Raw genomic sequence first — 11,758 nt, 5'->3', positions numbered from 1 at the left:
TACGGAGGCCAACCAGAGCATGAACAAACTTTTAAATGTGGCTTTTGCAATCGGATTAACGTTAACAGGCACTTCTGTTGTGATGGCTGAAAAACCAGCCACTCCAGCAATGGTAACCATTGATCAGTTACCCGAATTAAAGCAAGAGCCACAACATTCTACTGTGAGCGAGCGAGTAACCTCTCGTTTTGAACGCTCTCATTATCGTCAGTTCTCGCTAGATGCGAGCTTTTCTGAAAAGATTTTTAATCGCTATCTTAATTTATTAGATTATAGCCACAATGTGTTGCTAGCATCAGATATTGCCCAGTTTGATAAAGAAAAAACCAAAGTAGGTGAGTATCTGAAAAAAGGTGAACTTCAGCCCCTTTATGATCTCTTTAATTTAGCGCAAAAAAGACGTTTTGAACGTTTTCAATATGCTCTAAACCGCCTAGATAAACCCATGGATTTAACTGGCCAAGATAAGTTTGAGTTAGACAGAACAAAAGCGCCATGGCCTCAAACTCAAGCTGAGCTAGATAAACTTTGGGATGAAAAAGTAAAATATGATTGGTTAACGCTGAAGCTATCTGAAAAAACAGATAGTGAAGTTAAAGAGACACTAACTAAGCGTTATAAAGCTGCGTTACGTCGTCAAACGCAAAGCCAAAGCGAAGATGTTTTTCAAGTCATTATGTCGGCATTTGCCCGCGAAATTGACCCTCATACAAGTTATCTATCACCAAGAAATACAGAAGCCTTTGACTCTGAAATGAGTCTTTCTTTAGAAGGTATTGGCGCTGTATTACAGATGGATGATGATTACCCAATGATCAACTCTATGGTAACCGGTGGTCCGGCTGCAAAAAGCAAAGAGTTGAAAGTTGGTGATAAAATTATTGCAGTAGGGCAACAAAATAAGCCAATGGTTGATGTTGTCGGCTGGCGACTTGATGATATTGTTGCGTTGATTAAAGGGCCAAAAGGTAGCCAAGTAAAATTAGAGGTTATTTCTGATGAGAAAGGTGCTAAACCAAGAACAATCACTTTAGTCAGAGAGCAAATCCGTTTAGAAGACAGAGCTGTTAAGCTGACTGAAAAAGTCATTAATGGTGATAAAGTTGCAATTTTGGATATTCCAAGCTTTTATGTTGGTTTAACCAATGATGTGAAAACACAGTTACAAAAAGTGGCGAAAGATAATGTTTCATCTTTAGTTATTGATTTACGTGGTAACGGCGGTGGAGCATTAACAGAGGCGATTTCACTTTCAGGATTATTTATTCCAAGTGGTCCTGTTGTGCAAGTCAGAGATAACAATGGTCGTGTACGACAAGATTTCGATAAAGATGATGTCGTTTATTATAAAGGACCGCTAGTTGTTATCGTAAATCGCTTTAGCGCTTCTGCCTCTGAAATTTTTGCTGCTGCAATGCAAGACTACGGACGAGCATTAATTGTAGGTGAGCAAACCTTCGGTAAAGGAACGGTTCAACAATATCGCCCATTAACCCGTGTTTATGATCAAATGCTAAGCCCAGATTGGCCTGGTTTAGGTTCAGTGCAATACACCATTCAAAAATTCTATCGAATTAATGGTGGTAGTACTCAGCTTAAAGGGGTAACACCTGATTTATTGTTACCAAGCTTTGATAGTGCTGAAATGGGTGAAAGTTTTGAAGATAACGCATTGCCTTGGGATAGTATTTCCCCTGCAAGCTATCAGCTATCTGAGTATTCAGACAAACTGAAAGCGGCGTTCGCACCATTAACTGAACAGCATGCTAAGCGCATTGCAAATGACCGAGAGTTTTCATACATCTTTGCTGATATTCAGCGTTATAACGATGCTAAAGCAAAAGGTGAAGATAAATTTGTTATCCTAAACTTCGCTGAAAGAGAGAAAGAAAACAAAGAGCTAGAAGCCATTAAATTAAACCGCATAAATGAGCGTTTTAAATTAGAGGGTAAGCCTGCGTTGAAATCACTCGATGATTTGCCTAAGGATTATGAAGGTCCAGATCCTTATTTAGATGAAACTGCTAAAATTGCAGTAGATCTCTCAAAAGTGCTTAAGCCTAAGAAATTATTAAATTAAGTTATCAGTTATAACTACAGATGCTTAAAGCAACCCCCCAATAGTTGGATAACCAATTGCTGGGGGGTTTTTATATTTATATTAATCGAGATATAAAATTGTCATTGCTAATCAATGTTTATCAGGCATTCCATCAAAAAACTTTTAAAAGAGCCAATAATATCTTTTTTGGGGGATCATTCATATTTTTAGTTATTTAGTATATTAAGTTACCAGTAATATAAATAATTATTAATAAATGGATATTTAAATTTTACTTTATGTAACTTAATTTTTAATTCGAAATATATCTTGAATAACTTTGTAAGCTATAAGAGAGAATACTAGGTTGATTTTTAGATAAGAAATAAACTTCTTTTCATATAAGTGGAATAAAAAGATAAAGTAGTTATTTATTGTGATTAAGATCTCATTTGATGGCATGTCTATTGCAATAAATGTAACATGTTGTGACAATGATCTCTTAAATTGACATAAGATTACTATAGTATACAGATTATGAAATATTTGCGTCATTTTTGATTATTGGCGCGTTAGCTAAAATCTTACCTAAATGATGAGTTATCTTTATTCTATGAGTTCAAAATGTATTTTTAGAGCAACATGTCATAACTGAAATATTATATTTTCAGAGTAAGGTTCTCTACGTAAGGGATCATGACTAGAGGCAAATAATCTACAATTTGCTTATAGGATTTTATTACGAAAAAATAAGTAAATATAAATATGGTGAGATATCCATATTGGATTTTTTATGCCAAAAAATGACTCTATTGCTTGAAATTGGTGCAACTATAAATTTAATCAAAGGTTATTTTTTAGCTAAATAAAGAAATGGTGCTTTATTAAACTTGCTGAATATAAATCAGTATAACTTAATTCAAATATTTATTAACCAGGTTGCATTAAGATGAAAGTAAAAAAATTAGTATTGTTTATGCTGTCTCCTTGTTTTTTAGCGGTAGGCGCTGCTAATGCTGCGAATTGGGAAAATTCAATTAAAGAAAGCGCATTTATTTCAGATTCAGAACTTGAGCTTTCTACAATTAATATGTGGAAATACTTAAAAACTGAAAACCGCTTTGATAAAAATGAGCAGCGTTACAGAAAACAAGTTGCTAATGCTTGGGGTCAAAACTTCCAAGCTGATTTCAAATCAGGTTATTTAGGTGGCATTCTAGGATTTGATGTCTCTTATTATGGTGGTATCAAATTAGGCGCAAGTAAAGACTTCGCCTCTCGTGCAATTTTATTTAATGATGATGGCGAAGCAAAAGGCTATAACAAAATTGGTCAGCGTTTTGCAAAAGTTAAATTCGATTTAGATCCTGTAATGATTAATGGTAAAGCAGGTTGGTTTACTCTGAAAAATACAGGTATCTTCTCTAACTCGCAACGTCTGTCATTAAACAGCTACAATGGTTATGCAACCAATACAGCACTGGGTGACTGGAACTTAGATTTACTGTTCCTTGACGGTAAAGTAATGCGTCGTGATAGCCCAAATATCGACAGAATGTATTTCAGTGATGGTAATGGCGTTAGACATAATATCGACCATGTCCTTACTGGTGGTATTAACTACAACTCTAAACCGTTAAAAGTATTTTATTTCTATGGTCAAGCGGATGATGTATTCCGTCAACACGGTTTAGAAGCAAAATATAAATTAACCTCAGATGTGACTATTGGTGGTGTTGTTTATTATCATGATTACGGTAGTGATGGTAAACGTACATTAAGTGATGCCAATAAAGGCAAACGTAACTTTGATAATGACGCATGGCACTTTGCAGGTACCATGGAATGGCGCATTCCAGAGTCACCATGGACAATTCGTACAGGTGTGACATATACCGATGCTGAAAAAGCTAATGGTGTTGGTCAATTCGCTCGTAACCCAATTGGTAATACTCGTGGACGCTTTAACTCACCAGCTTACGCAGATATTGACTATGTACGTGATGGTGAGGTTATGGGTGCGTTAGAAGCAGCATATAAAGTTAACGAGGAATTGTCTGTTGGTGCGCGTACTAACTATAGTGAATTCAGCTATTCTGGTGAAAGATTAAAACAAGGGCAGTTTGGTTTATTTAGTTATTGGAAGCCAACCAAAAATCTTTCTGTTTCCTTAAGCGGTGGTATCGGCTGGCACCACCAGCAAGAAAACGACTACACCACACCAAAACTTTATGATGGTCACTCACAACGAGCTCACTCATTATCAGGCTCTATGACAACTACATATCGTTTCAAAATGTAATTTATAGCGTTAACTGAGCTTATTGCTTATATCAGATGCACGACTTGCATACACGTTGTAAGTCGTGCATAAAAATACAGAGACAGTTACTCTACCGTTGTTCGCGTCGCGTGAGTTATGATTTTTTATGATAAACCCATTGCCACTATATTAAACGATACAAACCATTCCTGAGTAATCCCTTCAGTTTTACAAAACAGAAAAATCACATCATCTATTATTAATCCCACTTTATACTTAAGTTTTAAATGATGCCTAATATTAGGTGTTCACTGGCTATTTTTTTTATCAAAATGTAAAGTTATATCGTTTTTAATATTAAATAAGTTAAAAGGCTTGATAAAATCTAAAAAAGCCTTATTTATAAGACAGTTTTTGCAATGTGATAATTAGATAAAATAGGAACAGTATCAATATGATGAGAATTGCTTTATTCCTGTTAACAAACTTAGCCGTTATGTTTGTTTTTGGGATCATCTTATCTTTAACAGGTATACAAGGTCGTAGTGTTCAAGGCTTGATGATCATGGCGGGCTTATTTGGCTTTGGTGGTGCATTTATTTCACTATTAATGTCAAAATGGATGGCATTACGTTCAGTAGGTGGTCAAGTTATTGAAAACCCAACTTCAGAAGTAGAGCGCTGGTTATTAGATACAGTAAGACGCCAATCTGAACAAGTCGGTATTAAAATGCCACAAGTGGCAATTTATGATGCGCCTGATATTAATGCATTTGCAACAGGTGCTCGTCGTGATGCATCGCTGGTGGCTGTGAGTACCGGTTTGTTAGCCAGTATGAGCCGTGATGAAGCGGAAGCGGTTATTGCTCACGAAATTAGCCACGTTGCTAATGGTGATATGATAACCATGACCTTGCTACAAGGTGTTGTGAATACTTTCGTTATCTTTATTTCTCGTATCATTGCCCAATTCGTTGCCAACTTTATCTCTAATGATGAAGAGAGCGAAAATAGCAATGGAAACCCGTGGGTATATATGGGTGTTTCAATGGTTCTGGAAATTGTATTCGGTATTCTTGCCAGCATTATTACAATGTGGTTCTCACGTTATCGTGAGTTCCATGCAGATGCAGGCTCTGCAAAGCTTGTCGGTCGTGAGAAAATGATAGCTGCATTGCAACGTTTGAAAACAAGTTACGAGCCACAAGAAGAAAGTAGCATGATGGCTTTCTGTATTAATGGCCGTAATAAGTCATTCAGCGAGCTATTTTTATCTCACCCACCATTAGATAAGCGTATTGAAGCACTACGTAACGGTGAGTATCTGAAATAAGGTTGAAAGTCTAATCGCGAACTCTCAAATTAAAGCGCTCGATATGAAAGTATTGGGCGCTTTCTATTTATAAAGAACAGGATGTTTAATCTAAATATTCGCCAAAGTATATCGCCACTTTTTCTTCATCAATTTTTAGATTGCCTTTCCAGCCCGCCCACGGCATTTCCATATCAGAGCGGCCTTTTGTGTTATTAAGTTGATTTTCTGCAATGGTAATATCGCCGAAATTAGCCCAATGATCCAAAGATAATGGAATATAGGCATTAGGAATAACACCAATTAAGGCAAGTGAGTGCAAAACGCCTCGTTTGGTATATCTATCACCAGAAATTAATTTAGCCTCATTTAACCGCTTTTCAAATTTACCCGGTGTCTCATCTTCAGGTGCATTGCGCAATAATTGGAGTAATTGCTTGAAGATCTCTTTATCTGCTTGTGTTGGGCTAACAGGCGTGACGGTGAGTAGATGTTTTAAATTCAAGTAAGCATAAGAGGGATTGCCTGTATAAGAATTACCGTAATAGAGGCAATATTGAAAATAGCTGTCATTAATATGTTTTTGCTGATCACCATCACTACAAACCCAATAGCAGGCATATTGAGGCTTCTCTTCATAATCGTGTAATGGCAAATTTTGTAATTTATGAAAAGCCCCTAAAACAGAACGACCTCTGAGATAACTGCCACCGACACCCGCAATAAAAGCATTCAAGCAACGTTCTTGGGTGAGTAATGGATTATCCTTTAAGCTATTTAGTTTTGTAATAACATCAGCGTGATCAGCAAATCTTTCTATAATATTAGGTTGCCAATTGGCCTCAGATAACAAGTTTCGTTCTTTGTCTGAAAGAATATCAAGCTGATACAGTGAGACTTGGCGTTCAGGATCATATTGACTGTTTTCATATTTATAGAGTTTACGCAAAACGCGCATAATTTTTTGCACGATCTTTACCTTGTTATGTTTGTAGATTTTTTTATTGATATTGGTGAATGATATTAATAGAAGATATGTAACTTAATATAGATACAAAAAAAAGCCAGTTCAAAATGAACTGGCTTTATCAATAGAGGTAGATAAAGTTTATTTTACTGTAAGTTCAGTTTCTTCATCTTGGTTGAAGACAGCTTTATCGGTTTGTCCCATGATCTGGCTGGTGATTGTACCTGCTGTCATTGAGCCACTAACGTTTAATGCTGTACGTCCCATATCGATTAACGGCTCTACAGAGATTAACAGAGCAACTAATGTCACCGGTAAGCCCATTGCAGGTAAAACGATAAGAGCTGCAAATGTTGCACCACCACCCACACCAGCAACACCGGCAGAGCTAACAGTCACGATAGCAACTAAAGTTGCGATCCACATTGGATCTAATGGGTTAATGCCCACAGTAGGTGCAACCATAACGGCTAACATCGCAGGGTAAATACCCGCACAACCATTTTGACCAATAGTTGTACCAAAAGATGATGAGAAACTTGCAATAGATTCTGGCACACCAACACGCTTAATTTGTGTTTCAATATTTAGCGGAATACTTGCAGCACTTGAACGGCTTGTAAATGCAAATGCTAATAAAGGTCCCGCTTTTTTGAAGAATTTAATCGGGTTTAAACCTGTAAAGCTGACCAGTAAACCATGAACAACAAACATTAAGCCAATAGCAACATAAGAGGCGACAACAAAGCTTCCTAATTGAATGATGTCGTGCATATTTGAGCTTGCAACAACTTTGGTCATCAGAGCCATTACACCGTAAGGTGTTAACATCATAACAATACGAACTAGCTTCATGATCCATGATTGTAAGCAATCAATCGCGACTAAAACTTTCTCACCACGAGGCTGATCTTCTTTGAGTAATTTCAGTGCTGCCATACCTAAGAAAGTCGCAAAGATAACAACACTAATAATCGATGTTGAGCTTGCACCAGTTAAATCAGCAAATGGATTTTTAGGAATAAATGACAAAATAAGTTGTGGCATCGTTAAGTCAGAAACTTTGCCCATATAATTTTGTTCAAGCGCAATCAGGCGCTGTGCTTCTTGTTCACCTTGCACTAAGCCTTCTGCTGTTAAGCCAAATAAATTAGCAATAACAATACCGATTAAGGCAGAAATAGCTGTGGTGAATAATAGTGTGCCAATAGTGAGACCACTAATTTTTCCTAGTGATGATGCTTGATGCAAACGAGCTACGGCACTAAGAATAGAGGCAAAGACTAATGGCATAATGATCATTTGTAACAGTTGTACATAGCCATTACCCACGATATTAAACCAAAGAATAGATTCTTTAATAATAGGATCGTGTGAGTCATAGAATGCGTGCAGTGCTAGTCCAAAAGCAACACCAAAAACTAAACCAACAAGAACTTTCTTTGAAAGGCTCCACTGACGTTGACTTAATTTAGCCAAGATGAGTAATAGCACAACAAAGACGAGTACGTTAATGATTAACGGAAAATTCATCTTAACTCTCCAACGAGATCTTTATTTATATAATTTCGACGATTGTATGCGATATGAGTTCTTAGGTAATAAGAAAGGATATAACAGCACCAATTCGTTATATGGTAACAGGATTGTTAATAACTTTTTATAATTAATTATTATTTTATATAATCGTTTGGTTATAAAGACAAGGAAAGTAGGCACAAAAAGATGTAAGAATTTATAAATAGATAGAGAAACGTAGGGTTTTGTCAGGGGGTGTTAAAAATTAGTACGCTTATCGTGGTACATCTGTAACCAGTTGTTGACTTGCGAAGGTAGGGTAACAGTAAGGTGAGGAGGTAAAAAAAGCGCACCAACAAGGATCAAAACAGAGATAAATCTCTCGCCTTTTTTATTATTCTTTTTGCCTAAAATAGGTAATGCAAAACGCATTTTTAAAGGCCACAAGAAAGGAACGCCAGCGGGAGTTAACATATCGGCAATGAGATGGCTAAGATAGCCCAATAAAAGGGCATGGAAGATATCAGCAGAAATATCCCAACGTGATGAAACTTGGGTTTCCCACAAAATAGCTAAACCACAAAATGCAAGCAAGCTATGTGTAAAGCCTCTATGACCACAGAGTTTTGATAGAGGTAGAGAGATAATACGGAATAATCGCCCAAGAATAGAACCAGGGTGATCTAAGTCAGGTAGGAGTGAGCCTAATAAGACAGCAGGGATCATGTGAAACCAATCACCATGAGCAAGAGCTGGCGTTATTTCAAGTTTCTGCGCTAACACAAGTGTTGCTACAGAAAAAAGTAGATGTCCTTCTGCTGTCATTCCATGTCTGTTCGTTTGCTGTTCATTTATACAGTAATGAAGTATAAAAGGTTTTGACGATAACTAACAGACAAAAAAGATAAAAATTGCCTTAAATATTAAGGAATAACAGGAATATTTTATTTGATTGATTTAAAAATGATCGAATTTAGGATAAAAAACTGAAAAGTTAGATAAAGGCAAGTGGGCATTAAACGAAATGCACAAGTGGATGCCTTAAAGATAAAAAGAGTGAGGAGAGCTGTGAACATTAAAAATAGAATAAAAAGGATATCTTACAAAGCAGAATATCCTTTTTATTTATGGAAATTAGCCCAATAAATGCAGTTGCGTTAGTTCGTTGAGTGACGCAATTTTTACATCAGCTAAGCCCCATTGTTTATCATTAAATTGTTCTGTTGCTGGCACAACGATAGAGCGCATTCTTGCACCTTTACAAGCAATCATACCATTGCGAGAATCTTCTAATGAAACACAGTGGATAGGATCAAGATTAAGAGCTTTAGCTGCGTTTAGATAAACTTCTGGGTGAGGTTTGCTGTGTGGCAATTCATCAGCAGATACGACGGCAGAGAAGTAATGACGAATATTAAATAACTCAAGTACACGCTCAAGCATAAAGTCAGGAGATGCGGATGCCAGTGCAATTTTTAACCCTGATGATTTGCAAAGCTCTAAAGCATGCTCGACACCCGGTAATAGTGGCTTTGTTTCTTCGACCAATTTGACAACACGAGAAACCATTTTTTGTTTTGCTTCTTGTTTTGACAGGCCTTGCCAAGGTGATGCTCTATACCATAAATCAATGACTTCGTTTATTCTTAACCCAACCATATCGGGCATTGCCGATGCGAGGGATAAATCGACGCCTAATTCAGCAAAGACCTCATGTTCTGCTTGCTGCCAAAATGGTTCAGAGTCGATTAATAAACCATCCATATCAAATATTGCAGCTTCAATAGGGAATTTAAAAGACATGTTACTCTCCATAAATAAGGTCTATGTTGTCGAGTGGCGATTGTAGCAAGAGTTACAAAGAAAATCTTTTTAATCAGTTTCTTATTTATTGTGTAAAATAAATAGAGAGAATAGCTACTATTAATTTATTGTCGTATTAGCCGTTAATTAGACTACGATAAACAGATAAATATTGACGAATTCTACTAGTGAGGATGTGATGAGTTATCAATATGCAGGATTGTATGCCATTTTAAAGCGTGTACTTGGTTGGCTTATTTTTATTCCTGCCTTTATTTCGACAGCCGTATCATTGACAGGATTGGCTGCAATACAACGCCCAAGTGGTGATGGTGTAAATGCCGTAATTAATGACTTTTTTCGTGTATTAGCGGAAATGGTGCAATTTAATACACCTTTCTTAGATTTTTTCTGGCGAAATTCACCTATCCCCAATACACAAATGGGATTTAGCCAAGAAAATATCACTTTTTTTGTTATCTTTCTTTTTATGTTTATTGGCTTAGCATTTAGTGCATCAGGATTACGAATTTATCGCCAAGTGAAATATTTGAAGGAAAATATACAAGATCAGCTGATTATAGAGCGTGCAATGAAAAGTGGTGTGACGGCTGAGGAATTGCAACAAAATATCAAATTGCCTCGACATACTATCTTTACGCAAATTATGGTGCTTTATCTATCACCTCTAATTGTCATTGCAATCGGCTATTTTTTGATGAAATTCTTAGGATGGTAACACTGCTTTAAAGTGAACGAGGACGGTTCATTTATATTAACTAAAGGGAAAAATAAACCTCGCACAACTGAATCTGGCGAGGTTATATTTTTAGTTTATGTATTTTATCTCAGCACGACTTCACTCGTTTCCTATTAAGGTGTTGCTAATAGGTCATCAATTATTTTTCTGACTTCTAAATAATTTTCCTCTCCTCCAAATAGATTGCAACGGTTAAGGAAGAAATAGAGTTGGTAAATAGGCTGACGTGATAAAAACTTATCTGATAGTGGCCAAACACTTTGATAGCCATCGAAAATATTTGCAGGTACTGCTGTGCAAAGCGGTAACATCGCGATATCACACTCTCGATCTCCCCAATAACAAGCAGGATCGAACACCGTACCTTCTGATTGACCAATTGCAGCGCAGTTTTTAGGCCATAAGTTGCCGTGAAGCAAAGAGGGTTGTGGATTATGATCAGCAAGGCGATGATTGATGATTTGAGTGATCTCATCAATATCCCCAAAAATCATGCCTTTCTCAGAAGCCAGTTGTAACTGAAAGCCAATACGTTTTTCTGAATAAAAGTGATTCCAGCGTTTTTCCCAGCTATTGAGTTGAGGTGTTGTATCGATTTGGGTATCGAAATCAAAGCCATAGCTAGGTTGGTCTTCCCACTGATGTAGTCTTGCTAGTTGTTGTCCAAAACAGTAGGCGCTATGAGGTGTAAATGGTTGAACAGGCAAAAACTCAAGAAGCAGGAAGCTGGCATCTTTACTATTACCGATACCAAGAACCCGAGGAGTTCGAATTGTTTGGCTTTTTGCCAACATTTCGAGTTGTTCTGCCTCATTTTTAAAATTAGGCAGAAATTCACGCAAGTTGGATTTCACAAAAACAGGCGTATCACCATAATAAATTTTCCATGTGTGATGAATATCGCCACTAGAAAGGTGAATTTTTTCGTTTATCTTTGCTGAAAATCCTAAGTTTGATTCCAGTAAACGACCTATATTCTGCCACATACTTACACCTCGCAAAGTTGTTTACTTAGTAGACCCAAATAAAATAATAACGAGCGATGTTTATACTATGACAATAACACTTTAATTAAATCAATAAAGTATAAAGCT

Annotated in this window: 9 protein-coding genes; 4 read left to right on the top strand and 5 right to left on the bottom strand. The window is 36.7% G+C overall.

The features are described from left to right. Positions 1–19 precede the first annotated feature (19 nt). From prc to htpX, 3 genes are all read left to right on the top strand, one after another. Positions 20–2,080, top strand: a complete 2,061-nt coding sequence (prc, locus tag AB4J89_RS05380; RefSeq protein ID WP_088495804.1) for a carboxy terminal-processing peptidase — start codon at positions 20–22, stop codon at positions 2,078–2,080. A gap of 910 nt (positions 2,081–2,990) precedes the next feature. After that, positions 2,991–4,343: an OprD family outer membrane porin gene (locus AB4J89_RS05375; protein WP_088495803.1), complete on the top strand. Its 1,353-nt coding sequence runs from the start codon at positions 2,991–2,993 to the stop codon at positions 4,341–4,343. Positions 4,344–4,758: 415 nt separating this feature from the next. Continuing rightward, entirely contained in the window at positions 4,759–5,637 is an 879-nt protein-coding gene (gene htpX / locus AB4J89_RS05370) for a protease HtpX (RefSeq protein WP_088495802.1), read from the top strand. Positions 5,638–5,722: 85 nt separating this feature from the next. Here the strand turns inward: htpX and AB4J89_RS05365 are convergent, their stop codons facing one another. The 4 genes from AB4J89_RS05365 to hxpB form a co-directional block, all read right to left on the bottom strand. Further along, entirely contained in the window at positions 5,723–6,586 is an 864-nt protein-coding gene (locus tag AB4J89_RS05365; protein ID WP_368468364.1) for a hypothetical protein, read from the bottom strand. A gap of 138 nt (positions 6,587–6,724) precedes the next feature. Continuing rightward, positions 6,725–8,116 (bottom strand): L-cystine transporter, encoded by a 1,392-nt coding sequence (locus tag AB4J89_RS05360; protein WP_023582401.1) that lies wholly within the window; start codon positions 8,114–8,116, stop codon positions 6,725–6,727. Between the two features lie 243 nt (positions 8,117–8,359). Further along, a complete protein-coding gene (locus tag AB4J89_RS05355; RefSeq protein ID WP_088495801.1) occupies positions 8,360–8,926 on the bottom strand; it encodes a metal-dependent hydrolase in 567 nt (188 codons plus the stop codon). 309 nt (positions 8,927–9,235) lie between these two features. Beyond that, the gene (gene hxpB / locus AB4J89_RS05350) at positions 9,236–9,904 is read right to left on the bottom strand and encodes a hexitol phosphatase HxpB (RefSeq protein WP_349473349.1); all 669 of its coding nucleotides are present in this window, start codon (positions 9,902–9,904) and stop codon (positions 9,236–9,238) included. A 199-nt stretch (positions 9,905–10,103) separates the two neighbouring features. Here hxpB and AB4J89_RS05345 point away from each other — a divergent pair, with 199 nt between their 5' ends. Next, a complete protein-coding gene (locus AB4J89_RS05345) occupies positions 10,104–10,643 on the top strand; it encodes a YniB family protein (RefSeq protein WP_088495799.1) in 540 nt (179 codons plus the stop codon). A gap of 134 nt (positions 10,644–10,777) precedes the next feature. Here AB4J89_RS05345 and AB4J89_RS05340 read toward each other — a convergent pair whose 3' ends face one another. Next, positions 10,778–11,650, bottom strand: coding sequence for a fructosamine kinase family protein (locus AB4J89_RS05340; protein ID WP_088495798.1), 873 nt, complete (start codon positions 11,648–11,650; stop codon positions 10,778–10,780). Positions 11,651–11,758: the final 108 nt, after the last annotated feature.

The organism is Proteus sp. STS61-E, assembly GCF_040932335.1.
In the GTDB taxonomy this organism is placed as follows: domain Bacteria; phylum Pseudomonadota; class Gammaproteobacteria; order Enterobacterales; family Enterobacteriaceae; genus Proteus; species Proteus mirabilis_B.
Note: the sequence above shows the minus strand (reverse complement) of the source record. Positions and strands in the feature narration are given on the sequence as shown.

Coding starts and splice junctions, on each gene's coding strand:
- AB4J89_RS05345 (WP_088495799.1), top strand. CDS start 10,104: ATGAGTTATCAATATGCAGGATTGTATGCCATTTTAAAGCGTGTACTT.
- AB4J89_RS05360 (WP_023582401.1), bottom strand. CDS start 8,116: ATGAATTTTCCGTTAATCATTAACGTACTCGTCTTTGTTGTGCTATTA.
- AB4J89_RS05375 (WP_088495803.1), top strand. CDS start 2,991: ATGAAAGTAAAAAAATTAGTATTGTTTATGCTGTCTCCTTGTTTTTTA.
- AB4J89_RS05340 (WP_088495798.1), bottom strand. CDS start 11,650: ATGTGGCAGAATATAGGTCGTTTACTGGAATCAAACTTAGGATTTTCA.
- htpX (WP_088495802.1), top strand. CDS start 4,759: ATGATGAGAATTGCTTTATTCCTGTTAACAAACTTAGCCGTTATGTTT.
- AB4J89_RS05355 (WP_088495801.1), bottom strand. CDS start 8,926: ATGACAGCAGAAGGACATCTACTTTTTTCTGTAGCAACACTTGTGTTA.
- prc (WP_088495804.1), top strand. CDS start 20: ATGAACAAACTTTTAAATGTGGCTTTTGCAATCGGATTAACGTTAACA.
- hxpB (WP_349473349.1), bottom strand. CDS start 9,904: ATGTCTTTTAAATTCCCTATTGAAGCTGCAATATTTGATATGGATGGT.